The sequence below is a fragment of the Halomonas campaniensis genome, from assembly GCF_014193375.1.
GTDB lineage: Bacteria > Pseudomonadota > Gammaproteobacteria > Pseudomonadales > Halomonadaceae > Halomonas > Halomonas campaniensis.
Genome location: NZ_JACHZF010000003.1, coordinates 73708 through 99111 on the forward strand (window position 1 = coordinate 73708; position 25404 = coordinate 99111).

At 69.3% G+C, this 25404-nt stretch carries 23 protein-coding genes and 1 riboswitch; of the genes, 4 read left to right on the forward strand and 19 right to left on the reverse strand.

Going from position 1 to position 25404, the window contains the following annotated elements:
• Positions 1-170 precede the first annotated feature (170 nt).
• Positions 171-431 (forward strand): hypothetical protein, encoded by a 261-nt coding sequence (locus tag BDK63_RS02295; RefSeq protein ID WP_183329709.1) that lies wholly within the window; start codon positions 171-173, stop codon positions 429-431.
• Positions 432-518: 87 nt separating this feature from the next.
• Here BDK63_RS02295 and BDK63_RS02300 read toward each other — a convergent pair whose 3' ends face one another.
• Entirely contained in the window at positions 519-716 is a 198-nt protein-coding gene (locus BDK63_RS02300) for a CopG family transcriptional regulator (RefSeq protein ID WP_183329710.1), read from the reverse strand.
• 174 nt (positions 717-890) lie between these two features.
• Here BDK63_RS02300 and dauA point away from each other — a divergent pair, with 174 nt between their 5' ends.
• The 3 genes from dauA (at position 891) to thiE (ending at position 4288) form a co-directional block, all read left to right on the forward strand.
• Positions 891-2645 (forward strand): C4-dicarboxylic acid transporter DauA, encoded by a 1755-nt coding sequence (gene dauA, locus BDK63_RS02305; RefSeq protein WP_183329711.1) that lies wholly within the window; start codon positions 891-893, stop codon positions 2643-2645.
• A 73-nt stretch (positions 2646-2718) separates the two neighbouring features.
• Positions 2719-2821: riboswitch (TPP riboswitch) on the forward strand.
• Between the two features lie 38 nt (positions 2822-2859).
• Positions 2860-3681, forward strand: coding sequence for a hydroxyethylthiazole kinase (gene thiM, locus BDK63_RS02310; protein WP_183329712.1), 822 nt, complete (start codon positions 2860-2862; stop codon positions 3679-3681).
• The gene (gene thiE / locus BDK63_RS02315; RefSeq protein WP_183329713.1) at positions 3671-4288 is read left to right on the forward strand and encodes a thiamine phosphate synthase; all 618 of its coding nucleotides are present in this window, start codon (positions 3671-3673) and stop codon (positions 4286-4288) included. The genes thiM and thiE overlap by 11 nt, the downstream gene beginning before the upstream one ends.
• Before the next feature lie 15 nt (positions 4289-4303).
• Here the strand turns inward: thiE and BDK63_RS02320 are convergent, their stop codons facing one another.
• The 18 genes from BDK63_RS02320 to BDK63_RS02405 form a co-directional block, all read right to left on the reverse strand.
• A complete protein-coding gene (locus tag BDK63_RS02320; RefSeq protein ID WP_183329714.1) occupies positions 4304-5179 on the reverse strand; it encodes a DMT family transporter in 876 nt (291 codons plus the stop codon).
• 115 nt (positions 5180-5294) lie between these two features.
• Entirely contained in the window at positions 5295-6647 is a 1353-nt protein-coding gene (locus tag BDK63_RS02325) for a D-alanyl-D-alanine carboxypeptidase (RefSeq protein ID WP_183329715.1), read from the reverse strand.
• A 178-nt stretch (positions 6648-6825) separates the two neighbouring features.
• The gene (locus BDK63_RS02330) at positions 6826-7599 is read right to left on the reverse strand and encodes a sulfite exporter TauE/SafE family protein (RefSeq protein ID WP_246385702.1); all 774 of its coding nucleotides are present in this window, start codon (positions 7597-7599) and stop codon (positions 6826-6828) included.
• 10 nt (positions 7600-7609) lie between these two features.
• On the reverse strand, positions 7610-8665 hold the full coding sequence (locus BDK63_RS02335) for an ABC transporter ATP-binding protein (RefSeq protein WP_183329716.1): 1056 nt from the start codon (positions 8663-8665) through the stop codon (positions 7610-7612).
• On the reverse strand, positions 8662-9750 hold the full coding sequence (locus BDK63_RS02340) for an ABC transporter ATP-binding protein (protein ID WP_183329717.1): 1089 nt from the start codon (positions 9748-9750) through the stop codon (positions 8662-8664). The genes BDK63_RS02335 and BDK63_RS02340 overlap by 4 nt, the downstream gene beginning before the upstream one ends.
• A complete protein-coding gene (locus tag BDK63_RS02345; RefSeq protein ID WP_183329718.1) occupies positions 9725-10690 on the reverse strand; it encodes an ABC transporter permease in 966 nt (321 codons plus the stop codon). Before BDK63_RS02345 ends, BDK63_RS02340 begins: the two co-directional genes overlap by 26 nt.
• Positions 10687-11664, reverse strand: coding sequence for an ABC transporter permease (locus BDK63_RS02350; RefSeq protein WP_183329719.1), 978 nt, complete (start codon positions 11662-11664; stop codon positions 10687-10689). The genes BDK63_RS02345 and BDK63_RS02350 overlap by 4 nt, the downstream gene beginning before the upstream one ends.
• 68 nt (positions 11665-11732) lie before the next feature.
• Positions 11733-13313, reverse strand: a complete 1581-nt coding sequence (locus BDK63_RS02355; RefSeq protein WP_183329720.1) for an ABC transporter substrate-binding protein — start codon at positions 13311-13313, stop codon at positions 11733-11735.
• Positions 13314-13488: 175 nt separating this feature from the next.
• Positions 13489-14478 (reverse strand): GTP 3',8-cyclase MoaA, encoded by a 990-nt coding sequence (gene moaA, locus BDK63_RS02360; protein ID WP_183329721.1) that lies wholly within the window; start codon positions 14476-14478, stop codon positions 13489-13491.
• Entirely contained in the window at positions 14475-14885 is a 411-nt protein-coding gene (locus BDK63_RS02365; RefSeq protein WP_183329722.1) for a putative zinc-binding protein, read from the reverse strand. The genes moaA and BDK63_RS02365 overlap by 4 nt, the downstream gene beginning before the upstream one ends.
• A 42-nt stretch (positions 14886-14927) precedes the next feature.
• Positions 14928-15671 (reverse strand): Crp/Fnr family transcriptional regulator, encoded by a 744-nt coding sequence (locus tag BDK63_RS02370; protein ID WP_183329723.1) that lies wholly within the window; start codon positions 15669-15671, stop codon positions 14928-14930.
• Entirely contained in the window at positions 15631-16881 is a 1251-nt protein-coding gene (locus tag BDK63_RS02375; RefSeq protein WP_183329724.1) for a molybdopterin molybdotransferase MoeA, read from the reverse strand. The genes BDK63_RS02370 and BDK63_RS02375 overlap by 41 nt, the downstream gene beginning before the upstream one ends.
• Complete coding sequence (gene moaB / locus BDK63_RS02380; RefSeq protein WP_183329725.1) at positions 16878-17480, reverse strand: molybdenum cofactor biosynthesis protein B; 603 nt, start codon at positions 17478-17480, stop codon at positions 16878-16880. Before moaB ends, BDK63_RS02375 begins: the two co-directional genes overlap by 4 nt.
• An 81-nt stretch (positions 17481-17561) precedes the next feature.
• Entirely contained in the window at positions 17562-18383 is an 822-nt protein-coding gene (locus BDK63_RS02385) for a peptidylprolyl isomerase (protein WP_183329726.1), read from the reverse strand.
• A 182-nt stretch (positions 18384-18565) separates the two neighbouring features.
• Positions 18566-19255, reverse strand: coding sequence for a respiratory nitrate reductase subunit gamma (narI, locus tag BDK63_RS02390; RefSeq protein ID WP_183329727.1), 690 nt, complete (start codon positions 19253-19255; stop codon positions 18566-18568).
• Between the two features lie 13 nt (positions 19256-19268).
• A complete protein-coding gene (gene narJ, locus BDK63_RS02395) occupies positions 19269-20048 on the reverse strand; it encodes a nitrate reductase molybdenum cofactor assembly chaperone (protein WP_183329728.1) in 780 nt (259 codons plus the stop codon).
• Positions 20041-21621, reverse strand: coding sequence for a nitrate reductase subunit beta (gene narH / locus BDK63_RS02400; RefSeq protein ID WP_183329729.1), 1581 nt, complete (start codon positions 21619-21621; stop codon positions 20041-20043). Before narH ends, narJ begins: the two co-directional genes overlap by 8 nt.
• Positions 21618-25385 (reverse strand): nitrate reductase subunit alpha, encoded by a 3768-nt coding sequence (locus BDK63_RS02405; protein ID WP_183329730.1) that lies wholly within the window; start codon positions 25383-25385, stop codon positions 21618-21620. Before BDK63_RS02405 ends, narH begins: the two co-directional genes overlap by 4 nt.
• Between the last annotated feature and the right edge of the window lie 19 nt (positions 25386-25404).

Here is a 25404-nt window from a genome sequence, read left to right on the forward strand (position 1 = left end):
GTTCATCCTCGCGGCGCGCCGCTCATCGACGGCCTCGAGCCGCTCGATCCACAACGGCGGCGTCACACGCCGGTCATGGCGCCGTAAGCAAACCTTAAGGAAGGGGGGCCACAGTCGTATGTGATGACAGATCCCTGATGCGAGGCGACGCCATGACCCGGAGCGCAACGATGTTACTCGATGCCACGCCCACCATCGAAAACCGCGCCATCCTGCCGCTGCTGCTTGCCGGCCTGGCGCTGCTGGCGCTTGGCGTGCTGACCGCCGGCTGGGATCCCGTGGAGCTGCCCATGGGCCTGGTCGCCCTGGGGGCCGCGACGGCCGCCCTGCTGGGGCCCGAACCGTGGCGGGGCGAGGAGTCGCTGGAGACCTCCAACTGCCTGGTGCTGGCCAGCCTGATCACCCTGGTGGGCCTGCACCTGCTGGGCTGAGGCGCCGTCCGAAAACGGGCTGCGCACGCAGGCTTCCCGGACACCGCCGGAGGCCAGTAGCTACCGGGCGGCCACCCTCTCGTCTCCCTACTCACGCTCTGACGGCCCCCTGCCGACAGGGTCGTGGCCTGTCTCGTACTCCACGCCGTGGTCGCGCAGGTAGTCGCGGATCAGCTGGCGCACCACCTGGGACGGGGTCAGGTCCTGGGCGGCACAGAGCTGCTCGAAGGCCCGCTTCTTGTGGGGGTCGATCAGCAGGGTCAGGCGTGCCGTCTTCTTTTCCATGGTCATTCTCCCCGGTCTATTAACATTGAATGTTAATGAGCGGGGTCGTGCCGGGCAACGACCGTGGGCCCCTGCGGCCATTCCCATGGTATGTTAACGTCATTAACATACTGTCGACGCCCCATCGGCAGGCACTCCCCACCGCGCGGATGACACGCAGCGAGGATTCCCGGCATGGCACGCAACCCCCTGCCCTTCCAGCTCCCCGGCATCGCCACCGGCCTGCGCGCGGCCTGGCGAGACGGCTATGGCCTTGACGACCTGCGCCGCGACGTGCTGGCCGGCCTGACCATCGGCACCGTGGCCGTGCCGCTCTCCATGGCCCTGGCCATCGCCACCGGCGTGCCCCCCCAGCACGGGCTCTATACGGCCATCGTCGCCGGCGCCATCATCGCACTGACCGGTGGCTCACGCTTCAACGTCTCGGGGCCGACCGCGGCCTTCGTGGTCATCCTCTTCCCCATCGTCCAGCAGTACGGCCTGGGCGGCCTGCTGATCGCCACGATGATGGCGGGGCTGATCCTGGTGGCGCTGGGCCTCAGCGGCATGGGACGGCTCATCCAGTATGTCCCCTATCCCGTGATACTGGGCTTCACCGCGGGGATCGCGGTGGTGATCGCGGTGCTCCAGGTGCCCGACTTCCTGGGGCTGGAGGTCGGCCCGCTGGGCGAGCACTTCGTCGACAACCTGGGGCGCATCCTCGCCTCCCTGCCCAGCCTGAGCCCGCTGGAGCTGGGGGTCGGCGCCTTCACCCTGGGCGTCATGCTGCTCTGGCCGCGGCTGCACCTGCCGATTCCGGCACCCCTGATCGGGCTGGTGGTCGGCGCTTTGCTGGCCTATGCGATCAACCAATGGATCGGTGACCCCGGCACGGGAAACCTGGTGGAAACCATCGCCTCGCGCTTCACCTGGGAGGCCCACGGCGAGACGGGCGTGGGGATCCCCCCGATCGCCCCGAGCCTGGTGGCTCCCTGGCGGCTGCCCGGCGCGGATGGCGACCCCCTGGTGGTGGATTTCGCGCTGATTCGCGCCCTGCTGGGGCCGGCGTTCGCCATCGCCATGCTGGGGGCCATCGAGTCCCTGCTGTGCGCGGTGGTCTCGGACGGCCTGACGCGTACCCGGCACGACCCCAACGCCGAGCTGATCGGCCAGGGGCTCGGCAACCTCGTCGCACCGCTGTTCGGCGGCATCACCGCCACCGCCGCCATCGCCCGGACCGCCACCAATATCCGCAGCGGCGCCCGCTCGCCGATCGCGGCGGTGGTGCATGCGCTGGTGGTGCTGCTGGCGGTGGTCGCCCTGGCGGGGCTGCTGGGGCGGGTGCCGATGGCCGCGCTGGCGGCGCTGCTGTTCATCGTCGCCTGGAACATGAGTGAGGCCCGCCACTTCCTGCATACCCTGCGTTCGGCCCCGCCGGGCGACGTGGCCATCCTGGTGACCTGCTTCACCCTGACCGTGCTCTTCGACATGGTGCTGGCGGTGGCCGTGGGCATCGGCCTGGCCGCCGCCCTGTTCATCCGGCGCATGTCGCTGCTGACCGAGACCCGCCGCGTCGACACCGAATCGCCGGCCGCCAGCGACGCCCTGCCCGAGGCGGTCGCCCTCTACGATATCGACGGCCCGCTGTTCTTCGGCGCCGCCGAGAAGGCGCTCACCTCGCTGCACCTGGTGGATCACCGCGTACGGATCATCATCCTCGACATGCATGACGTGCCGAGCATGGACGGCACGGCGATCGTCGCCCTCAAGGCCCTGGTCGACGAGATGCACCGCGAAGGGGTCGGGCTGGTGATGGTCGGCCTGCCGACGCGGATCATCGTCAAGCTGCGCCGCGCGGGGCTCCGCAAGACCGCCGGCCGGCTGACCTGGTGTCGCGAGCTGTCCCACGCCCGCGCCGTGGCGCGGCGCTGGCTCGACCGGGCCGACTGAGGGGGGGCGTCCGGATGGCAGGCATCGGCCGGGCCCGGGCCTTTACAGCGACGCGGCGGCCGGGGATAGTGGGCCCTGACGACAGGGGCGCCGCGGGGCAGAGCCGCCGCGGCTGAGAGGCACCCTTGGAACCTGACCCGGATAATGCCGGCGTAGGGAGTCGTGCGGTCCCGGCCCTGGCGCCTGCCTGCACCTCCCGCGCCCGGGAGGCCGCATGTCCCACACGACGTTTCCCTCGATCGACCCCGCCGCCCACCTGGCGCGGGTGCGAGAGCGCAGTCCGCTGATCCACAACATCACCAACCTGGTGGCCATGAACACCATGGCCAACGTGCTGCTGGCCATCGGCGCCTCGCCGGCCATGGTCCATGCCCGGGAGGAGGCCGCGGAGTTCACCGCCATCGCCGACGCCCTGACGATCAATATCGGCACCGTCTCGCCCCACTGGGTGGAGGCCATGATCGAGGCCGCCGAGGCGGCCCGCCTGGTGGGCAAGCCCTGGGTGCTGGACCCGGTGGCGGTGGGGGCCACCGCCTACCGCCGCGAGACCGGCGCGCACCTGCTGGAGCGCCTGCCCACGGTGATCCGCGGCAACGCCTCGGAGATCATCGCCCTGGAGGCCGGCGGCGCCGGCGGGCGCGGCGTCGACAGCAGCGACCCGGCCGAGGCCGCCGAGCAGGCCGCCGTGCGCCTGGCCCGCCGCACCGGCGGCGTGGTGGCGGTGACCGGCGAGGTGGATCTCGTCACCGACGGCCGCCGCCTGGCCCGCGTGCACGGCGGCCATGCGCTGATGCCGAGGGTCACCACCCTGGGCTGCTCGCTCACCGGCGTGGTGGCCGCCTTCGTGGCCGGCGCCGAGGACACCTTCGCGGCCACCGTCGCCGCCCTGGCCTGCTACGCCGCGGCCGGCGGGATCGCCGGCGAGACGGCACGCGGGCCCGGCAGCTTCGCCGTGGCCTTCCTCGACGCCCTGCATGCCCTGGAGGGCGAGACTCTAGGGCCCCGCCTGCAACTGGAGATGACCGATGCGACTTGACCTCTCCCTCTATCTCGTCACCGATCCGGGCCTGTGCGCCGGCCGCGGCCTGGTCGAGACCGTGGTGGCCGCGGTGCGCGGCGGGGTGACGGTGGTGCAGCTGCGCGACAAGCACGCCGCCGACGGGGAGATGATCGACCAGGCGCGGCGGCTGAAGGCCGCGCTGGCCGGCAGCAGCGTGCCGTTGATCATCAACGACCGCCTGGCGGTGGCCGTGGAGAGCGGCGCCGATGGCCTGCATATCGGCCAGGACGACGGCGAGGTCGCGGCCGCCCGCGCGGCGCTGGGCGAGCGGGCACTGCTGGGCCTGTCGGTGCAGACCCTGGAGCAGATGGCACGCCTGGATGCCGAACACCTCGACTACCTGGGGCTGGGGCCGGTGTTCGCCACGCCCAGCAAGCACGACCACGCCCAGCCGCTGGGCTTCGCGGGGCTGGCCCGCCTGGTGGCCGCCAGCCCCCTGCCCGGCGTGGCCATCGGCGGGCTCAAGGCGGAGCATGTCGCGGCCACCCGGGAGGCCGGGGCCCAGGGGCTGGCGGTGATCTCGGCGATCTGCGGCCGGCCCGACCCGGAGGCCGCGGCCCGGGCCTTCTTCGCCGGGCGCTGAGCCGCGGGGGACCCCTCAGGAAGTGGGGCGACGCTTGAGGGTGGTGCGCCCCTCGCGGTAGGCGATGGCCAGGCCGCTGCCGATGATCAGCGCACTGCCCACGAAGACCCAGAGGTCCGGCATCTCGCCCCAGAACCACCAGCCCAGCAGCACCGCCCAGAGCATGGCGGTGTAGTCGAAGGGCGCGGCGATGGCCGCCGGGGCATGGCGGAAGGCCAGGGTGATGAAGGCGGTGGCCCCCACCCCGAACAGCCCCGAGCCCAGGAAGGCCAGCCAGTGCCAGGGATGGGGCGTCTGCCACACCCAGGGCAGCGCCAGGGCGGTCAGCAGGAAGGGCACCAGGGTCATGTAGAAGACCATGGCCCAGAGGTGCTCGGTGGCCCCCCAGCGGCGCGCGGTGATCATCATCAGCGCATAGAAGAGCGCCGCCCCGACCAGCGCCAGGGCGCCGGGATCGAAGGCCTCACCGCCCGGGCGCACCACGATCAGCACTCCGGCGAAGCCGACCAGCGAGGCGGCCAGCACCGGCCCCTCGATCCGTTCGCCCAGCAGCGGCACCGAGAGCAGGGTGACGAACAGCGGCGCCACGAAGGCGATGGCGGTGGCCTCGGCCAGGGGCAGCAGGGTCAGGCCCAGCACGAAGCAGAACATGGTGCCGGTGTAGATCAGCCCGCGCAGCAGGTGCACCCCCGGGCGCCGGGTGCGCAGCTTGCGCAGCCCCCCGCCGAAGTGGGCCAGGGCGGCGATCAGCGGCAGCGAGACCAGGGTGCGGAAGAAGATGATCTGCAGCGGCGAGTGCACCTCGCCCAGCCACTTGGCGATGGCGTCGCCGATGGCCAGGCAGAGCACCCCCAGGCACATGAACCCGATACCCTTGAACGACCCCGACATGCCATGCCTCCCCTTCGCTTCGACGCGAGACCCAACAGCACCACCCCGCCGGCCCGATGGGGCGGCGGGGTGGGAATGAGGATCAGGCTAGAACGTTCGCAGACGAACGGCAAGGCTAGAAGTTGACCACCATGCAGTCCATGCCCTCGCGGGTCAGGCTGCGGCAGGCGCGGTAGGCCTGGTTCTCGTCGAGGTTGACCAGCCGGGCGCGGAAGATCTTCTGGGGGCCACCGGCCTCGTCCACGGCGATCCGGGCCCCGGTGAGCTCACTGGTGAGGCGGTCGGCGGCCCGGCTGGCCAGGCTGCGGGCGTTATCGGGATCGCTGAAGGCGCCTACCTGAACCCCCCAGCCCCCGGTCGGCCCGGCCGGCTCGAGGCGATGCAGCGCCCGGTCGGGGGCGACGGCCGCCGGCTCGCTGCGGGCGATCAGGTCGCGGATCGGGTCGGCGGCCGAGCCCTGGGCGGTCTCAGGCAGCTCGGGCTGCGCCGAGGGCAGCGGCTCCGGCGCCGGCAGGCTGGCCAGCTGGAGCTCGGGCTGCCTTGCCGGGGCTGCCGGCATGGCCGCCGGAGCCGCCTCGATGCTCATGCGGTCGCCGGAGAAGTCCGCCTGGGCCACCCAGTCGCCGCGCCCGTAGAGGGAGGCCCGCACGAAGCCACGGTCGAGCAGGTCCGACATGTGGGCATCCCGAGACGCCGCGGTGAAGCCGCCCATCACCACCGAGACCAGGCGACGGCCGTCGCGCACCGCCGAAGTGGCCACGTTGAAACCCGAGGCGCGAATGAAGCCGGTCTTCATGCCATCGGCGCCCGGGTAGTTGTCCAGCAGGCGATTGTGGCCGGTGATGGTCTGGCCGTTCCAGGAGAAGCGGGTCTGGGAAAAGTAGGGGTAGTACTGGGGGAAGTCCTGCATCAGGCGGATCGACAGGGTCGCCATGTCCCGCGCCGTGGTGGTCTGGCCGGCATCGGGCAGGCCGTTGGGATTGCGGAAGGTGGTCCGGGGCATGCCCAGCTGCCGTGCCTTGTCGGTCATCATGCGGGCGAAGTTTGTCTCGCTGCCCCCCAGCGCCTCGGCCACCACCACCGCCACATCGTTGGCGGAGCGGATCACCAGCGCCTGGATGGCGGTCTCCACGGGAAGGGTGGAGCCGGCCTTCACGTAGAGCTTGGACGCCTGCCTGGAGGCCGCATAGGCGGAGACCGGCAGCCGCGAATCGAGCTGAAGGTTCCCCCTCTCCAGTTCCTCGAAGAGCATGTAGAGCGTCATCATCTTGGTCAGTGACGCCGGATAGCGGGTCTCGTCGGCATTGGCGGCGTGCAGCACCTCGCCGCTCTCGACATCGACCACGATGGCGGCATAGCGCGGATTGGCCTGGGCCGTGCTGGCCGCCATGAAGATGGCCAGGCAGGCCAGCAGCGCGATCGCGCCGATGCCATGGCGCCGGATTGTGGTTATGGTTGCGGTCACCATCTGCGTTCCCTCTGCGTTCCCCTGCGTGCCGTACGGGCGGCACTGCCTCACTAGGCATTATGAACTGGATTTCCCTGCTGTACAGGACGCTAAAACAGGAAAAGGCGTGCTTTTGTACACTTTCACATTTCACCGGCCGCCGACATGCCGGTCAACCGGCCTGGCATGAGCGCTCGGGCTAGCCCGCCGGGCCCATCAGGCGCGCCACCCCCAGCCAGGCCAGGCGCAGCGCCAGCAGGGTCAGCGCCCACTTGAACAGGGTGTCGAAGCGCTGCTCCGAGAGCCGGTGCAGCAGGCGCAGGCCCAGCCAGGTGCCGAGGAATCCCGCGGCGACCATGGCCAGCATCAGCGCCAGCCAGTCGCGAAACACGAAGCCCGCCACCCCGAACACGAAGGCCTTGGTCAGGTGCTGGGCGCTCAGGCAGGCGGAGAAGGTGGCGACCTTGCCCAGCCGCCCCTCGGTACCCTGCTTGATGAAGGCCGCCACCATGGGCCCGCTGGCCCCCACCAGGCTGGAGAGCAGCGTGGTGAGCGCCCCGGCCAGCAGGGTGCCGGCCCGCCCCAGGGCCCGCTTCGGCAGCCCCGGCCCCCAGCAGGAGTAGAACACGAAGCCGGCGATGCACAGCTCCAGCACCCCGGGCGGCAGCCGCACCAGCAGCCAGGCCGCCACCAGGGCGCCCAGCACCACGCCGGGCAGGAAGGCCGCCAGCAGGGCCCGGTCGACGTGGCGCCAGGTGAGCACGACGCGCCCGGCGTTGGAGCCGAGCTGCACCATGCCATGCACCGGGATCAGCGCCGCTGCCGGCATCACCTGGGCCATGGCCATGATCATCAGCAGCCCGCCGCCCACGCCGATGGCCGCGGTCACGGCGGAGGTCAGCACCGAGACCAGCACCAGCACGCCGTTGACGCCCGCCGAGAGCGGCGAGAGCGCCTCCAGCAGCGCCATCATGTCGCCCGCCTCACCCGATGCGCCCCTCCTCCACCGCGTGGCAGGCCACCTCGCTGCCGTCGCTGCGCGCGATCAGCGCCGGCACCTCGGCCCGGCAGCGCGCGTTCGCATGGGGGCAGCGCGGATGGAAGGCGCAGCCCGAGGGCGGGTGCACCGGGTTCGGCACCTCGCCCTCGATCGTGGTGCGCTCGCGCCCCTCGCCCTCCAGCGACGGCACCGCCGCCAGCAGCATCCGCGAGTAGGGGTGGTGCGGCGTGGCGAACAGCTGGTCGGCGGGGGCGATCTCGGCGATGCGCCCCAGGTACATCACCGCGATGCGGTCGGCCATGTGCTTGACCACCGCCATGTCGTGGCTGATGAACAGGTAGGTCAGCCCGTACTGCTGCTGCAGGTCCTTCATCAGGTTGAGGATCTGCGCCTGCACCGAGACATCCAGCGCCGAGGTGGGCTCGTCGCAGACCATGAACTCCGGCTCGTTGGCGAGTGCCCGGGCGATGGAGATGCGCTGGCGCTGGCCGCCCGAGAACTCGTGGGGGTAGCGCAGCGCATCCGCCGCCGACATGCCCACCTGCTCGAGCAGCTCGCCCACCCGGCGGTGGCGGTCGGTAGCGCCCATCTCGGGGCGGAAGAAGCGCAGCGGCTCGCCGATGATGGTGCCCACCCGCCACAGCGGATTGAGGCTGGCGTAGGGGTCCTGGAAGATCATCTGGAAGCGCTGGCGGATCGCCGCGGCCTGGCGGCCCGAGCGGCCGGCCAGGTCGCTGATCTCCTGGCCGTCGAAGACCAGCCGGCCGCGGGTCAGGCCGTAGAGGCCGACGATCAGCCGCGCCACGGTGGACTTGCCGCAGCCCGACTCCCCCACCAGGGCGACGGTCTCGCCGCGGCGGATGGTGAAGCTCACCCCGTCCACCGCCTTCAGGCTCAGCTTCTCGGCGCGCTCCAGCACCCGGTTGAGCCAGGGGCGGGAGACATCGAAGTGGCGCGCCAGGTCGGTGGCCTGAAGCAGCACCTCGCCGCTCTCGGCGGTCCGGGTCGGCCCGGTATGGGCGGGTTGAATCTGGCTCATCGGGCCACCTCCTGGGAGTCACCCGCCGATGCGCGGCGCGGCAGCGGGTTGTCGGGATCATGCAGCCAGCAGGCGGCCCGGCTGCCACCGGCCGGCAGCAGCTCGGGGCGCTCGGTGCGGCAGCGCTCGGCGGCGTGGGGGCAGCGCGGGTTGAAGGCGCAGCCCGGCGGGATCGCCGCCAGCCGCGGCATGGCCCCCTCGATCTGGTAGAGCCGCTCGCGGCGCTCGGCCAGGCCCGGGATGGAGGCCATCAGCCCCTCGGTGTAGGGGTGCCGGGGATGGCCGATCACCTCCTTCACCGGGCCGATCTCGATCAGCCGCCCGGCGTACATCACGGCCACGCGGTCGGCGGTCTCGGCGATCACCCCCATGTCGTGGGTGACCAGCATCACCGCCGCGCCGCGCTCGGCACAGACCCGCTTGAGCAGGGCGAGGATCTGCGCCTGCACCGAGACGTCCAGCGCCGTGGTGGGCTCGTCGGCGATGATCAGCTCCGGCTCGGCGGCCAGCGCCAGGGCGATCACCACCCGCTGGCGCATCCCGCCTGAGAACTGGTGGGGGTAGCTGTCAAGGCGCGTCTCCGGGGCGGGGATGCCCACCTCGGTGAGCAGCTCCAGCGCCCGGCCGCGGGCCTGCTTCTCGCTCATCGGCAGGTGGGCGCGGAGGGTCTCCACCAGCTGGTCGCCGATGGAGAAGAGCGGGTTGAGGCTGGTCAGCGGGTCCTGGAAGATCATGCCGATATGGCGGCCACGCAGGGGCACGAAGTCCTCCTCGGCGAGATCGTCGATGCGCCGCCCCATCAGGCGGATCTCGCCGCCGGCGATATGGCCCGGGGGCTCCAGCAGCTGGATGACGGCGTTGCCGGTCATCGACTTGCCGGCGCCGGACTCCCCCACCACGCCGAGCACCTCGCCCGGGGCGATATCGAAGGAGACGTCGTCCAGGGCCACCAGGGTGGCATGGCGGGTGGGAAACTCCACCCTCAGGCGGCGCACGCTGAGCACGGGTTCCCGCTCGCCGTCGGGCTTGTGGCCCATGGCGGCATCGGCAACGCCTTTTCTATCGGAGCTTGGGGTTGAGGACATCACGCAACCAGTCTCCCAGCAGGTTGACGGAGAGCGCCAGCAGCAGCAGCGCCACCCCGGGGAAGAGCAGGATCCACCACTCTCCCGAGAACATGTAGTCCTGGCCGACCCGGATCAGGGTCCCCAGGCTCGGCTGGGTGGCCGGCATGCCGACCCCCAGGAACGACAGCGTGGCCTCGGCGATGATCGCCAGCGCCAGGCCAATGGTGCCGATCACCAGCACCGGGCGCATCACGTTGGGCAGGATGTGCTGGAAGAGGATGCGGTGGTCCGGCAGGCCGATCACCCGGGCCGCCTGCACGTACTCCTTGCCCTTCTCCACCATGGTCGCGCCGCGCACCGCCCGGGCGTACTGCACCCAGTCGGAGAGCCCGATGGCCACGATCAGCACGATGATTGCCACCTCGGCGTGCATCGAGCGCGGCAGGAAGCCGCGGATCACCCCGAAGATCAGCAGCGCCATCAGGATCGACGGGAAGGTGAGCTGGACATCGGCGATGCGCATGATCAGGGCATCCCGCCAGCCGCCGCGGAAGCCCGCCATCAGGCCCAGGGCGGTGCCCAGCGCCAGGGCGAAGAGCACCGCGGCGAAGCCCACCAGCAGCGAGATGCGCGAGCCGTAGAGAATCGCCGAGAAGACGTCACGGCCCTGGCTGTCGCTGCCCAGCAGGTAGAAGTTGCCGGTGAAGTCCGAGGTGGTCAGCGGCGGGCTGAAGGCGTCGATCAGCTCCAGCTCGATCGGGTCGAAGGGGTTCTGCGGCGCGATCCAGGGGGCGAACAGGGCCCCGGCGAACATCGTCAGGGTCACCAGGGTGGCCAGTATCACCACCGGCTGGCGCTTCCAGGAGTAGACGATGTCGCTGGCCAGGAAGGTCCGCAGGGCCCCCGGCGGCTTCGCGGCCACGGGCGAGGCGTCGGTTCGTTGCACGTCCTGGCTCATTTGGCACCTCCCTGCACGCGCAGGCGCGGGTCGACGGCGTAGTAGAGCAGGTCCACCACCAGGTTGATGACCACGAACACCAGGGCAATCATCATCAGGTAGGCCGCCATCACCGGGACGTCGACGAAGCGCACCGCGGTGATGAACAGCGCCCCGACGCCGGGCCACTGGAACACCGTCTCGGTGATGATGGCGAAGGCGATGATGGTGCCGAGCTGCAGGCCGATGATGGTGATCACCGGGATCAGGGTGTTCTTCAGCGCGTGGCGCAGGTTGACCACCCGCTTCGACAGCCCGCGGGCCCGGGCGAACTTGATGTAGTCGGTGCGCAGCACCTCGAGCATCTCGGCGCGCACCAGGCGCATGATCAGCGTCAGCTGGAAGAGCCCCAGGGTGATCGCCGGCAGGATCAGCGAGCGCAGCCCGCTGGCGGTGAGCAGGCCGGTATTCCACCAGCCCAGGTCGACCACCTGGCCGCGGCCGAAGGCCGGCAGCCAGCCGAGCTCCACGGCGAAGAGGTAGATCAGCAGGATGCCGATCAGGAAGGTGGGCAACGACACCCCGATCAGCGAGGCGGTCATGATGAACTTCGACAGCCAGCTGCCGCGCTGGATGGCGGTGTAGATGCCAAGCACGATGCCCATGACCACGGCGAAGATCGCCGAGATGATGGCGAGCTCGAGGGTCGCCGGCAGGCGCTCGAGGATCAGGTCACTGACCGAGCGCGCCGAACGGTAGGAGATGCCGAACTCGAACTGGGCGGCATTGACGATGAACTGCCAGAACTGCACCACCACCGGCTGGTCGAGCCCGAGCTGGGCGCGCAGCGCGGCGCGGTCGGCCTCGGTGGCCTCCTGGCCGAGCATGTTGAGCACCGGGTCGCCCACATAGTGGAACAGCGAGAAGGAGATGAGCGCGACCACGAACATCACGAAGATGGCCTGCAGCACGCGCTGGATCAGGAATGCGAGCATGGGATTACCACAGCGTTGCGCCCCCCGGCCGCTTGTGGCGGCCGGGGGGCTTGGGCGTTACCAACGAATCAGTCGTTGAACTTCAGGTACTTGAAGTGCGGGGTGTTCTCGCTCTGCACCTTGAAGTCGATATCGTCGCGCATCGACCAGGTGAGCATCTGGTGGTGGATCGGGATGTAGACGATCTCGTCGTGCACGATCTGCCACGCCTCCTCGATCATGGCGTTGCGCGCCTCGATGTCGGTCTCCTGGCCCATGGCCACGGTCAGCTCGTCGACCCGCTCGTCGGAGTAGCCGGTGAAGTTCCAGCTGCCGCGGTCGCCGGCCTTGGTGTGGTAGAGGTAGTTGAAGACGTACTCGGAGTCCATGGTCGGCACGCCCCAGCCGAGCATGTAGAAGTCGTACTCCTCCCGGGCCAGCTCGGCGAAGTGCAGCGAGCGGGTCTGGGCCACCAGGTCCACGGTGATGCCGATGCGCGCCAGCATGCTGACCACCGCCTGGCAGATCTGCTCGTCGTTGACGTAGCGGTCGTTGGGGCACTGCAGGGTGACGCGGAAGCCGTCACCGTAGCCGGCCTCCGCCATCAGCTCCTGGGCGCGGCCGATGTCGGCCGGCAGCACCGCGTCGAGTTCCTCGGAGTAGCCGTTGACGAAGGGCGGCGCGATCATCCCGGCGGGCTGGGAGTTGCCGCGCATCACCGCCACCTGGATGGTGCTCTGATCCACGGCGAGGTCGATGGCCTCGCGCACGCGGCGGTCGGCGAAGGGGTTGTCGTCGGTGTCGGCGGTACGCAGCTCGGCGGACCCCAGGTCCATGCCCAGGAAGATAGTGCGGTTCTCGGCGCCCTGCTCGTTCTTGAGGCCCGGCGCGTTGCCCAGGCGCTCGATGTCCTGCACCGGGGTCTCCTGGAGCAGGTCAACCTCGCCGGAGAGCAGCGCCGCCACCCGGGTGGCCGCCGACTCGATGGGGGTGAAGATCAGCTCGGAGATCTCCATGGGGTAGTGGTCGATGCCCCAGTAGTCGTCGTTGCGCTCGAGCACGGTACGCACGTCGGGCTCGCGGCTCACCACCCGGAAGGGACCGGTGCCGTTGGCGTTGCGCACCGCGTAGGTCTCCTCGCCGGCGGCATAGTTCTGCGGCTCCTCGACGCCGTGCTCCTCGGCCCAGGCCCGGCTCATGATGAACAGGTTGGTGAAGTTGTTGGGCAGCAGCGGGTTGGGGTCGTGGGTCTCCACGTGCACCGTGGTGTCGTCCGCGGCGCGCACCTCCTTGATGGAGGTGAGCAGGCCGCGCATGTCGGCATTCTCGTGGCGCGCCCGGTTGAGCGAGAAGACCACGTCATCGGCGGTCAGCGCCTGGCCCTCATGGAAGGTCACCCCCTCGCGGATCTTGAACACCCAGACGTGGGGGTCATCCTCGTGGACGTACCACTCGGTGGCCAGCCCCGGCTGGTACTCCACGTCCATGTCCTGGTAGACCAGGGTATCGAAGATCTGGTGGTTCAGCGCGTGGGTCGGCCCCTCGTTCTGGGAGTGGGGATCCAGGGTCAGGCCGTCGGCGGAGCGGGTCCAGCGCAGGGTCTCGGCGTGGGCGGCGGAGGCGACCATGGCGGCGGCCACGGCACCGGCAAGCAGTGTCTTCCTGAGCATCTTGTTGTTCCTCGTTCAAGCGTTTGATGGGCGCAGGCCCTGAGAGCGTTTCTCCCATAACGTAGACGAGAATGCCAGCGCCTCCCCGTGGAAGGTTTCAGCGCTGTTTCGACTATGTGGTCAGGCAGGGGCCATCGGCAGGCCGGCCGTCGGCTTACTCCGCTGGCCTGGCCCGCTACCCGCCGGTCATGTTCATGAAGCGCACCACCTGGACCTCGCCGTCGGTGGTGAAGTGGTGGCGCTCGGGCTTCCTGGTCATGGCGGCGACGATGGTGGCCTTGAGGCGCTCGGTGTCGCCGGGGTGGCGGCGCAGCACGGCGCGCAGGTCCACGGAGTGCTCGTTGCCGAGACACAGCAGCAGGCGTCCCTCGGCGGTGACGCGCACCCGGTTGCAGGCGTCGCAGAAGTTGTGGCTGTGGGGCGAGATAAAGCCGATCCGGCTCTCGGAGTCCGCCATGCGGTAGTAGCGCGAGGGGCCCAGCGTCGTCTCGGTGGTGGGCACCAGGGCGTGGCGGGACTCGATGATCCCGCGCACCTCGTCGCTTCCGCAGAAGGTGGTGGCGCGGTCGTGGCCGATCGCCTGGCCCAGCGGCATCTCCTCGATAAAGCTGATGTCGACGCCCTCGGTGCGGGCGAACGCCACCAGGTCGAGCACCTCGTCGTCGTTGTGCCCCTTGAGGATCACGGCGTTGAGCTTGATACGTTCGAAACCCGCCTCCCGGGCGGCGCGGATGCCGTCGATCACCCTGGCCAGGTCACCGGTGCGGGTCAGGGCGCGGAAGCGCGCCGGGTCCAGGGTGTCGAGGCTGACGTTGAGGCGCTTGAGGCCGCCCTCGCGCAGGGCCCGGGCATGCCTGACGAGGCCGGCGCCGTTGGTGGTCATGGCGAAATCGCGCAGCCCCGGCAGGGCACCGACCTCACCGACCAGGGTCTCGATGCCGCGCTTGACCAGCGGCTCGCCGCCGGTGAGGCGGATCTTCTCCACGCCCAGCTCCACGAAGGCGCGGCACAGGGTGGCCATCTCCTCCAGGGTGAGCACCTGGGCCCGGGGCAGGAAGGTCATTTCCTCGGCCATGCAGTAGACGCAGCGGAAGTCGCAGCGGTCGGTGACCGAGAGGCGCAGGTAGCGAACGGTGCGGCCGAAGCCATCGACGAGGGCGCTCATGTCGTCTGCTCCGCCACCCGGGACTCGGCGCCCATGGGCAGCCGGGCGATCAGCTCGGCCACCTCGCCGGCCACCTCGGCGACGGTGGCCTCGTCATAGAACTGGCCGCGGCGCTTGCGCAGGCCGCGTTCGTAGAGCTTCACGTGCTCGGTGGGGGTGACGCCGGCAGTGGCCAGGCAGTGGCTGGCGCAGTGCATCTGGCAGCCGTCGATGGCAACGATAGGGCGCCCCGAGCGGGCGGTACGCACCAGGCCGGGTACCCCGCCGCCGACGCCGGCGATGCAGGACATCTCGGCCACGCCGCCATGGTCCAGGCGCAGCGCCACGTCGTTGGCCAGCTGGGCCACGTCGGAGCAGCCGGAGCAGGAGTAGACCAGGGTGCGGGGCTTGCTGGTGGCTCGGGACATGGTGCCTCCCTGTTGCGTGGCGTTGCCGACGCCTGAAGCGCGTCAGTCGTCGGTCATCATGAAGTCGCGCAGCTTCTGCTCGTCGAGCACCGTGAGCCGCTGGCGATCGATGTTGATGGCGCCGCTGTCGCGCAGCTTGGCCAGCAGCCGCGACAGGGTCTCGGGGGTCATGGCGAGCTGGGCCGCCAGCCAGCGCTTGGGAATGGTCAGGCGCACCACCCGGGGAGCCTTCGAGCGCCCCGACGGCAGCTGGCGCAGCACGTAGCTGACCAGCCGCGACATGGCATCCCCCTGGGTCAGCAGCGCCAGGTCCTCGAGCCGGTCGGTGAGCTCCAGGGCCAGGCGGCTCATGAACTCGGCGCGGCAGGCGGGCTGGCGATCGAGGATCTCCCGGCAGCGGGCCGCGGGAATCGACAGCACGTGGGTGCGGCGCAGCGCCTCCGAGGAGTAGAGGTAGACCCCGGCGCTGGAGACCATGCTCAGCTCTCCTAGGGTGCCGCCGCGTTCCACGCAGCGGATGGTGGCCATGCGGCCGTCGCCGGCGCTGCGCACCAGGCGCACGGTTCCGCTGATCACGACATGCAGCCAGTCGGCCGGCGTCTCCTGGCGGAACAGCCACTCGCGGGTCTTGAGGGTGCGCAGCTCGCTGTCCTGGAGCAGCGCCTCCAGCTCGTCATCCTCGATGTGCGACAGCCAGGGCACCCCGCGGACCAGTTCCCGCAGCTGGCGGGGCTTGAAGAGCAGCTCAGTCGAGGAACTGGACGGCGGGACAGTATCCGTAGGCATGGCCTTCCTCCACGTTCTTGTTGGCATCGATCACCAGGTAGCCATGGGCCTGGCTCGCCGCGCTCAGCATGTGCGACCCCTGGCCCCCCGCCAGCCGGGCGACGGGCTCCCCCGACGTCCAGTCGAGGACCACCCGCAGCAGCTCGCGCCGCCCCCGGGTCCCCCGCCGCGTGAAGCCGGCGGTGACGGGAAAGCGCTGCAGCGGGGCCGGGGTCCGCCCCTGGCGACCCTGCACGAAGGGCAGGGCCAGCAGCTGCCAGCCCACCAGCGAGGCCACCGGGTTGCCCGGCAGGGCAATCAGCGGCGTGCCGTCCTGGAGCGATTCGCCCAGGTAACCGAGGGCGAAGGGCTTGCCCGGCTTCATGGCCACGCCGTGGAAGGCGATCCCGCCCAGCTGCTCGATGACCGGTCGCACATGGTCCTCTTCTCCCACCGACACACCACCGGTACACATTACCAGATCGGCCGTATCACGGGCCTCGGCAAAGGCGTGATGCAGGTCAAGGGGAGCGTCCGGGATGACGCCGAAATCGAGCAGTTCACAGCCGGCCTGGGCCAGCAGCGCCGTCAGCATGGCGCGGTTGCTGTCATAGACCTGGCCGGGCACCCGAATGGCACCGGGCTCGATCAGCTCGTCACCGGTGGAGAGCAGCGCGACCTTGAGCCGGCGTATCACCGCCACCTCGGCGATGCCATGGCTGGCCAGCAGGGCGATGGCCGCCGCGTCGAGGCGCGCCCCGGCCGGCAGCAGCAGCTCGCCCGCCCGGGTCTCCTCGCCGCGGCGGCGGATATTGGCCCCCTCGGTGAGCTCGCCCTCGATGTGAACCCGCCCCTGGTCATCCAGGCTCACCCGCTCCTGGGGCACCACGGCATCGGCGCCCAGCGGCACCGGCGCACCGGTGAAGATCCGCGCGCAGCCGCCCGCCGGCAGGTGCATCACGCCGGCCCCGGCGGGCACGCGCAGCGTCACCGGCAGGCCCTCGGAGGAGCGCTCGGCCAGGCGCAGGGCGTAGCCGTCCATGGCGCTGTTGTCGACCCCCGGCAGGTCCAGGCTGGCCGTCACCTCCTCGGCCGCCACCCGGCCGGCAGCCTGGGCCAGCGAGACCCGCTCGGTACCCTCCACGGGCCGGGCCGCGGCGATCATCCGCGCCCGGGCGTCGAAGAGGTCGAGCAGCCCCGGGGTGGCGATCTCGGCGCATCCGCAGTTCATGCGCTGGCCTCCTGGCGGCGGGTCTCGTCATCGTCCTGGCGAGGCGCCGGGACCGCCCGACGGCTGCCGCAACGCCTGGCCTCCGGCAGCACCATGGCCACGAAGTTGCAGGGCCGGGTGCGGGCATCGAGCTGGGCCTCGAGGATGCCGTCCCAGGCGGTGGCGCACGCCTTCGGTGACCCGGGCATGGCGAACACCAGGGTGCGGTCGATCAGGCCGGCCACGGCGCGGGACTGGATGGTGGAGGTGCCGATGCTCTCGAGCGACAGCTGGCGAAACAGCTCGCCGTAGCCATCGATGGCCTTGTCGAACAGCGGCGAGAGCGCCTCGGGGGTGGTATCGCGGGGGGTGAAACCCGTCCCGCCATTGATCAGCACCACCTGGATGTCGTCACGCACCACCCACTTCGAGACCACCGCGCGGATGCGATAGACATCATCGGGCACGATGCGCCGCTCCACCAGCGCGTGGCCCGCCTCGGTGAGCCGTTCGGAGAGCAGGTCGCCGCTGCCGTCCTCGTCGAACCCGCGGGTGTCGGAGACGGTCAGCACGGCGATGCCCAACGGGGCGAAGGGAGTGTTGGCGTGGACGTGGGCCATGGGGTCCTCCTGACCGCCCGCGACGCGGGCGGCAGCATGCAAAGGGGAATCGCGAAACGGGAGGGCCGGGCGGCCCTCGGCTTACTGCATCAGGCTGCCGGCGGCGTCATCATCCAGGGCCACCCCCTCGACGCCGATCTCCGACTCCAGCACCAGCAGGTAGTGGCGCAGCGCGCGACGGGTGGACTGCTCGCGCAGGCTGTGGCGCACACGCTCGGCGACCTGATCGAAGGGCAGCTCGCGGCCCTCGACGCGCTCGTCGATGGTGACCAGGTGCCAGCCGTAGCGGGAGGCCAGCGGCCGGTCGTGCAGGCCCTCGGGCAGGTGCTGAAGGGCCCGGTCCAGCTCGGGCACGGTCTGCCCCGGGGCCAGCCAGCCCAGCTCGCCGCCCTGCTCCTTCGAGGGGCAGGCCGAGTGGCGCATGGCGAACTCGGTGAAGCGCTCTGGAATGGCCGCGAGCTCCTTGAGCAGCTTCTCGCCCTGGCGGTAGCCGGCATCCCGGGCCTCGGCGTCGTCCGGCGCGGCGGGCAGCAGGATATGGCGCACCCTGAGACGGGTGGGCTCGCTGAAGCGCTCGGCGTGGGCGGCGTGGAAGCGACGGCAGTCCTCCTCGGAGGGCTCGGGAATGTCGAGCTCCTGCTCGAGCAGGGCGGCGATGGCGGCGTCGCCCTCGTCGAGCGCCTCGGCGGAGGCCTCGAGCAGGCCGAGGGCCGCGGCCCGCTGGCGCAGCAGCTCGCGCACCACCAGCGCCCGGGCCGCCTTGAGCTGGGCGGTGCCGGCGGAATCCGCCGGGTGGAATTGCATCTCCTGGGCGATGGCGGCCTCCTCGATGGTGGCCCCGCCGACCTTGATGGGAGGGGGACTGGCGCCCCCCGGAATCATCTCGATATCGATCTTCTGCATGGTGAATAATCCTTACAGCTCAATTCATGTCCCCAGCGCCGGCGAGAGGGGCTGATCCGGCGGCAGGCCTGCGAGGAGGCGCTGTGAACCCATCCCTGGGCGCTACCGATGCCATCCCTGGCATAGGACCTCCTCTTCGGCCTGCCCCCGGCGCCCCTGCCGAAACGCTTTGGCTCGACCGATCAACCCCTCTTGCGCACCAGCTGGTAACGACGGGTGATATAGCCGAACGGAACGCTCCACACGTGGACCAGGCGCGAGAAGGGGAAGAGCAGGATGATGGTCAGCCCCAGGAAGATGTGCAGCTTGTAGATCCAGGAGACGTTCTCCATGTAGGCCGCCGCGCCGCCGCCGAAGAAGACGATGGCCTGGGCCCAGCTGGAGAGGGTCAGCATCATCTCGCCGTCCATGTGGCCCAGCGAGAAGATGATGGTGATCATGCCCAGGAAGGCCTGGAAGACGATCAGCCCGAGGATCAGGGTGTCCATGGTGCTGGAGGAAGCGCGCACCCGCGGATTGAAGATGCGGCGATGCAGCAGCATGGCGCCACCCACCAGGCACATGGCCCCGGCGATGCCGCCCACCACGATGGCCAGCAGCTGCTTGGTGCCGGCATGCAGGAAGGGCGAGTAGACCCAGTGCGGCGTCAGCATGCCGAACAGGTGGCCAAAGAAGATCACGATGATGCCGATATGGAAGAGGTTGCTGCCGAGGCGCATGTTTTTCGACGACAGCATCTGGCTGGAGCCGGTCTTCCAGGTGAACTGGCCGTGGTCATAGCGCAGCAGGCTGCCGACCAGGAACACGGTGCCGACCAGGTAGGGGTAGTAGCCGTAGATCAGGTGGTCGAGATAGGTGCCGAATGCGGACATGGTGATTCTCCTGTTAACGACCCGTCACCGGAGGCATCGCCTCGGGTGAGAGAATGCGAACGGCCTCGCTCTGCACGCCCTGCTTGCGCTCGGCCAGGCGACGGCCCTCGGCCGACTGCAGGGCGCAGTCCTGGTCGGACTCGGCGGAGAAACGCACCGCCTCCTCTTCCCAGACCGCATCCAGCGCCTCGGGGGTGTCATCGGGGGCCTCGGCCTGGACCTCCTCGCGGTGGGCGTCGGCCTCGGCCTCGGCACCGATCAGCGCCAGCAGCGCCCTCGGGACCAGGGCATGGTCGGCATGACGCTCCTCGAGACGCGCGGTGAGCAGGCCGAGGATGTGGCGGATCTCGCCCAGCCAGCGGCCGATCTCGCCCTCGTCACGGGTCGAGAGGTACTCCAGGAACACCGGCAGGTAGTCGGGCAGCTCCCGGGCGTCCAGCGCGAAGCCGGCGGCGTTGTACTCGTCCATCAGGTCGACCATCGCCTGGCCGCGATCGCGGGACTCGCCGTGCACGTGCTCGAAGAGCAGCAGCGAGGTGGCGCGCCCCTTGTCGAACAGCGCCACGTACTCGGACTGCAGCTCGAGCAGGTCGCCGTCGGCAATGCGCTGGCACCAGTCCATCAGGGCGGTGCGCAGGGGCGCCGCGAGGCGGCGCTCCTGGTCGATGATCTCGATGAGCTCGCCGGCCGCGGCCTGGAGCTCCCGGGTGGGGTAGTCGAGCAGGCGGGCCAGCACGCGCAGGCTGCGCATGCCGACGACCGGCTCGGCCATCTTGAGTGCTGCTTCAGCCATGACGCACCTCCTCGGCTTTCTCGTCGCGCCGCCCCCCGCTCTGCGGATCAAAGGATTCCACCGGCTTGACCAGGGTGGTGGTCTGGGAGCGGCCGTTGAACAGGCTCGGCTTGCTCTCGCCGTGGCAGCCGTCGCCGAAGCTGAAGCCGCAGCCGCCGCGCTCCGGGAAGGCCTCGGTGGCCATCTCGCGGTGGCTGGTGGGGATCACGAAGCGATCCTCGTAGTTGGCGATGGCCAGGTAGCGGTACATCTCCTCCACCTGGGCCTCGGTCAGCTCGACGTCCTCCAGCACCTCGGCATTGGGCTTGCCGTCCACGTGCTTGCCGCGCATGTAGAGGCGCATCGCCATCAGGCGCTTGAGCGCGAGGACCACGGGGGCCTCCTCGCCGGCGGTGAGCATGTTGGCCAGGTAGCGCACCGGGATGCGCAGCGACTCGATCTTCGGCATCACGCCGTCGAACTCGATCTTGCCGGCCTCGGCGGCGGACTGGATCGGCGAGAGCGGCGGCACGTACCAGACCATGGGCAGGGTGCGGTACTCCGGGTGCAGCGGCAGCGCCAGGCCCCACTCCATGGCCATCTTGTAGACCGGCGACGCCTGGGCGGCCTTGATCACGTTCTCGGTGATGCCGTCCTTCCTCGCCTGGGCGATCACCTCGGGATCGTTGGGATCCAGGAAGATCTCGCACTGGCGGTGGTAGAGGTCGCGCTCGTCCGGGGAGCTGGCCACTTCCTCGATGCGGTCGGCGTCATACAGCAGCACGCCGAGGTAGCGGATGCGGCCCACGCAGGTCTCGGAGCAGATGGTCGGCTGCCCGGACTCGATGCGCGGGTAGCAGAAGATGCACTTCTCCGATTTCCCGGTCTTCCAGTTGTAGTAGATCTTCTTGTAGGGGCAGCCGGAGATGCACATCCGCCAGCCGCGGCACTTGTCCTGGTCGATCAGGACGATGCCGTCCTCCTCGCGCTTGTAGATCGCGCCGGAGGGGCAGCTCGCCACGCAGGTCGGGTTGAGGCAGTGCTCGCACAGCCGCGGCAGGTACATCATGAAGGTGTTCTCGAACTGGCCGTAGATGTCGGCCTGCACCTTCTCGAAGTTCATGTCCTTGCGGCGCTTGGCGAACTCGGTGCCGAGGATCTCCTCCCAGTTCGGGCCCCACTCGATCTTGTTCATGCGCTCGCCGGAGATCAGCGAACGCGGGCGCGCCACCGGCTGGTGCTCACCGATCTTGGCGGTGTGCAGGTGCTCGTAGTCGAAGGTGAACGGCTCGTAGTAGTCGTCGATCTCCGGCAGGTCGGGGTTGGCGAAGATGTTCGCCAGCACCCGCCACTTGCCGCCGATCTTCGGCTCGATCTTGCCGTCCTTGCGGCGCATCCAGCCGCCCTTCCACTTCTTCTGGTTCTCCCACTCCTTGGGATAGCCGATGCCGGGCTTGGTCTCGACGTTGTTGAACCAGGCGTACTCGACACCCTCGCGGCTGGTCCAGACGTTCTTGCAGGTCACCGAACAGGTGTGGCAACCGATGCACTTGTCGAGGTTGAGGACCATGCCTACCTGGGAACGAATCTTCATTTCACGGCCTCCTGCACGTAGTCATTGCCCTCGCCATCCAGCCAGTCGATGTGCTTCATCTTGCGAACCATGACGAATTCATCGCGGTTGGAACCGACGGTGCCGTAGTAGTTGAAGCTGTAGGAGAGCTGCGCGTAGCCGCCGATCATGTGGGTCGGCTTCGGGCAGACCCGGGTCACGGAGTTGTGCATGCCCCCGCGGGTGCCGGAGACCTCGGAGCCCGGCACGTTCACCTGGCGCTCCTGGGCGTGGTACATCATCACCATGCCGGCCTTGACCCGCTGGCTGACCACCGCTCGCGCGGCGATGGAGCCGTTGGCGTTGTACAGCTCGACCCAGTCGTTGTCCTCGATGCCCACCTCGGCGGCGTCGGTCTCGGAGAGCCACACCACCGGGCCGCCGCGGTTCAGCGTCAGCATCAGCAGGTTGTCCGAGTAGGTGGAGTGGATCCCCCACTTCTGGTGCGGCGTGATGAAGTTCAGCGCCTTGCTCTTGTAGCCGTTGTCCGCCGGCTGCTCGAAGCTCACCAGGGTCTTGGTGTTGATCGGCGGACGGTAGGTCAGCAGGCTCTCGCCGAAGGCGCGCATCCAGGCGTGGTCCTGGTAGAACTGCTGGCGGCCGCTCACGGTGCGCCACGGAATCATCTCGTGGACGTTGGTGTAGCCGGCGTTGTAGGAGACGTGCTCGTCCTCGAGGCCGGACCAGGTCGGGCTGGAGATGATCTTGCGCGGCTGGGCGACGATGTCGCGGAAGCGGATCTTCTCCTCCTCCTTGGGATGCGCCAGGTGGGTGTGATCCCGCCCGGTGATCCTGGAGAGCGCGCCCCACGCCTTCACCGCCACCTGGCCGTTGGTCTCCGGTGCCAGGGTCAGGATCATCTCGGCCGCGTCGATGGCGGTCTCGATCTGCGGGCGACCCTTGGAGGAACCCTCCAGCTTGCGATGGTTGAGCTTGCCGAGCAGCTCCACCTCGGAGTCGGTGTTCCAGCTGATGCCCTTGCCGCCGTTGCCGATGCTCTCCAGCAGCGGGCCCACGGAGGTGAAGCGCTCGTAGGTCTCGGGGTAGTTGCGCTTGATCTCGATCAGCGCCGGCATGGTCTTGCCGGGGATCGGCTCGCACTCGCCCTTCTTCCAGTCCAGCACTTCGGGCTGGGCCAGCTCGGCGGGGGAGTCATGCTGGTGCGGCAGGGTGACCAGGTCGGTCTCCTCGCCCAGGTGCCCCACGCAGACCCGGGAGAATTCCTTGGCGATGCCCTTGTAGATATCCCAGTCGCTGCGCGACTCCCACGCCGGGTCGGTGGCCGCGGTCAGCGGGTGGATGAAGGGGTGCATGTCCGAGGTGTTGAGGTCGTTCTTCTCGTACCAGGTGGCCGTCGGCAGCACGATGTCCGAGTAGAGGCAGGTGGAGGACATGCGGAAGTCCAGGGTCACCACCAGGTCGAGCTTGCCTTCCGGCGCCTCGTCATGCCACTTCACCTCTTCCGGCTTCTGGCCGCCGAAGTCGCCCAGGTCCTTGCCCTGGATACCGTGGCGGGTGCCCAGCAGGTACTTGAGCATGTACTCGTGGCCCTTGCCGGAGCTGCCCAGCAGGTTGGAGCGCCAGATGAAGAGGTTGCGCGGGAAGTTCTGGGGGTTGTCCGGATCCTCGGCGGCGAAGGCCAGCTTGCCGGCCTTGAGCTGCTCGACGGCATAGTCCTTGGTGGACAGGCCGGCGGCCTCGGCGGCCTTGGCCAGGCGCAGCGGGTTGGCACCCAGCTGGGGCGCGGAGGGCAGCCAGCCCATGCGCTCGGAGCGCACGTTGAAGTCGATCAGGCTGCCGCTGTACTTGCTGTGGTCGGCCAGCGGGGAGAGGATCTCCTTGATCTCGAGCTTCTCGTAGCGCCACTGGGAGGAGTGGTTGTAGAAGAAGGAGGTGGAGTTCATGTGGCGCGGCGGACGGTTCCAGTCCAGGCCGAAGGCCAGCGGGGTCCAGCCGGTCTGCGGGCGCAGCTTCTCCTGGCCGACATAGTGGGCCCAGCCGCCGCCGCTCTGACCGATACAGCCGCACATGATCAGCATGTTGATCAGGCCGCGGTAGTTCATGTCCATGTGGTACCAGTGGTTCATCGCGGCACCCACGATGATCATGGACCGGCCCCGGGTCTTGTCGGCGTTCTCGGCGAACTCGCGGGCGATGCGCGCGACCTGCTCGGCGGGCACGCCGGTGATCTTCTCCTGCCAGGCGGGGGTGTAGGGCTTCACCTCGTCCAGGGAGGTGGCGCCGTCATCCTCACCAAACCCGCGGTCGATGCCGTAGTTGGCGCACATCAGGTCGAAGACGGTGACCGCCAGCACCTCGCTGCCGTCGGCCTTCTTCAGGCGCTTGGCAGGCAGGCTGTGGAAGAGCAGCTCGTCGCTGGCCCCGCCGCTCTCGACGTGGTCGAAGTGCTCGTGCTTGAGCCCGCCGAAGTAGGGGAAGGCGACCCTGGCGACGTCGTCGTGGTGGTCGGCCAGGGTCAGCAGCGGCTTGATCTCGTCACCGGCAGAGTCGCGGGGCTCGAGGTTCCACTTGCCCTCCTCGCCGCTCTCCTGCCCCCAGCGGAACCCGATGGAGCCGCGCGGCACCACCAGCTGGTCGCGGGTCTCGTCCCACGCCACGGTCTTCCACTCGGGGTTGTTGCTCTCGCCCATGCCGTCAGCGAAGTCGCTGGCGCGCATCTGCTTGCCTGGCACGTAGCTGCCGTCCTCGCGCGTCTCCAGCTCCACCAGGAAGGGCATGTCGGAGTACTGGCGCACGTACTCGGTGAAGTAGGCGCTGGGCTTCTCGAGGTGGAACTCCTTGAGGATCACATGGCCCATGGCCATGGCGATGGCCGCATCGGTGCCCTGCTTGACCGACAGCCACTCGTCGGTGAGCTTGGAGACCTCGGCGTAGTCCGGGGTGATGGAGACGGTCTTGGTGCCCTTGTAGCGCACCTCGGTGAAGAAGTGGGCGTCCGGGGTCCGGGTCTGGGGCACGTTGGAGCCCCAGGCGATGATGTAGCCGGAGTTGTACCAGTCGGCGGACTCGGGCACGTCGGTCTGCTCGCCCCAGGTCTGGGGGCTGGCCGGCGGCAGGTCGCAGTACCAGTCATAGAAGCTCATGCAGACGCCGCCGATCAGCGACAGGTAGCGGCTGCCCGCGGCGTAGCTGACCATGGACATAGCGGGGATCGGCGAGAAGCCGATGATGCGGTCCGGGCCGTACTGCTTGGCGGTGTAGACGTTGGAGGCGGCGATCAGCTCGTTGAGCTCGTTCCAGTCGGCACGAACGAAGCCGCCCATGCCGCGGGCACGCTTGTACTGCTTGGTCCGGGCCGGATCCTCGACGATGGAGGCCCAGGCATCGACCGGGTCCCGCTTCTCCTTGAGGGCGTCGCGCCACAGCTTGAGCAGCGGTTTCCTGATCAGCGGGTACTTGAGGCGGTTGGCGCTGTAGAGGTACCAGGAGTAGCTGGCGCCCCGCGGGCAGCCGCGCGGCTCGTGGTTGGGCAGGTCCGGGCGGGTGCGCGGGTAGTCGGTCTGCTGGGTTTCCCAGGTGACCAGGCCGTTCTTGACGTAGATCTTCCAGCTGCAGGAGCCGGTGCAGTTCACGCCATGGGTGGAGCGCACGACCTTGTCGTGCTGCCAGCGCTGACGATAGCCGTCCTCCCAGCCGCGCGACTCCTCGCGAGTCTCGCCGTGCTCGTTGGCGAAGGGCTCGCGGGCCTTGCGGAAGAAGTTCAGCCGATCAATGAAGTGACTCATGGTCGATCTCCAGGCTTCT

Bases quoted from the DNA above. Each gene is read 5' to 3' on its own strand.
- BDK63_RS02320 (WP_183329714.1), bottom strand. From the start codon at position 5,179: ATGTCGGGGTCGTTCAAGGGTATCGGGTTCATGTGCCTGGGGGTGCTC.
- BDK63_RS02345 (WP_183329718.1), bottom strand. From the start codon at position 10,690: ATGAGCCAGGACGTGCAACGAACCGACGCCTCGCCCGTGGCCGCGAAG.
- BDK63_RS02385 (WP_183329726.1), bottom strand. From the start codon at position 18,383: ATGCAGAAGATCGATATCGAGATGATTCCGGGGGGCGCCAGTCCCCCT.
- BDK63_RS02300 (WP_183329710.1), bottom strand. From the start codon at position 716: ATGGAAAAGAAGACGGCACGCCTGACCCTGCTGATCGACCCCCACAAG.
- narI (WP_183329727.1), bottom strand. From the start codon at position 19,255: ATGTCCGCATTCGGCACCTATCTCGACCACCTGATCTACGGCTACTAC.
- thiM (WP_183329712.1), top strand. From the start codon at position 2,860: ATGTCCCACACGACGTTTCCCTCGATCGACCCCGCCGCCCACCTGGCG.
- BDK63_RS02355 (WP_183329720.1), bottom strand. From the start codon at position 13,313: ATGCTCAGGAAGACACTGCTTGCCGGTGCCGTGGCCGCCGCCATGGTC.
- BDK63_RS02340 (WP_183329717.1), bottom strand. From the start codon at position 9,750: ATGTCCTCAACCCCAAGCTCCGATAGAAAAGGCGTTGCCGATGCCGCC.
- narJ (WP_183329728.1), bottom strand. From the start codon at position 20,048: ATGGCTGAAGCAGCACTCAAGATGGCCGAGCCGGTCGTCGGCATGCGC.
- dauA (WP_183329711.1), top strand. From the start codon at position 891: ATGGCACGCAACCCCCTGCCCTTCCAGCTCCCCGGCATCGCCACCGGC.
- BDK63_RS02350 (WP_183329719.1), bottom strand. From the start codon at position 11,664: ATGCTCGCATTCCTGATCCAGCGCGTGCTGCAGGCCATCTTCGTGATG.
- narH (WP_183329729.1), bottom strand. From the start codon at position 21,621: ATGAAGATTCGTTCCCAGGTAGGCATGGTCCTCAACCTCGACAAGTGC.
- BDK63_RS02365 (WP_183329722.1), bottom strand. From the start codon at position 14,885: ATGTCCCGAGCCACCAGCAAGCCCCGCACCCTGGTCTACTCCTGCTCC.
- BDK63_RS02330 (WP_246385702.1), bottom strand. From the start codon at position 7,599: ATGATGGCGCTGCTGGAGGCGCTCTCGCCGCTCTCGGCGGGCGTCAAC.
- BDK63_RS02335 (WP_183329716.1), bottom strand. From the start codon at position 8,665: ATGAGCCAGATTCAACCCGCCCATACCGGGCCGACCCGGACCGCCGAG.
- BDK63_RS02295 (WP_183329709.1), top strand. From the start codon at position 171: ATGTTACTCGATGCCACGCCCACCATCGAAAACCGCGCCATCCTGCCG.
- moaB (WP_183329725.1), bottom strand. From the start codon at position 17,480: ATGGCCCACGTCCACGCCAACACTCCCTTCGCCCCGTTGGGCATCGCC.
- moaA (WP_183329721.1), bottom strand. From the start codon at position 14,478: ATGAGCGCCCTCGTCGATGGCTTCGGCCGCACCGTTCGCTACCTGCGC.
- BDK63_RS02370 (WP_183329723.1), bottom strand. From the start codon at position 15,671: ATGCCTACGGATACTGTCCCGCCGTCCAGTTCCTCGACTGAGCTGCTC.
- BDK63_RS02375 (WP_183329724.1), bottom strand. From the start codon at position 16,881: ATGAACTGCGGATGCGCCGAGATCGCCACCCCGGGGCTGCTCGACCTC.
- thiE (WP_183329713.1), top strand. From the start codon at position 3,671: ATGCGACTTGACCTCTCCCTCTATCTCGTCACCGATCCGGGCCTGTGC.
- BDK63_RS02405 (WP_183329730.1), bottom strand. From the start codon at position 25,385: ATGAGTCACTTCATTGATCGGCTGAACTTCTTCCGCAAGGCCCGCGAG.
- BDK63_RS02325 (WP_183329715.1), bottom strand. From the start codon at position 6,647: ATGGTGACCGCAACCATAACCACAATCCGGCGCCATGGCATCGGCGCG.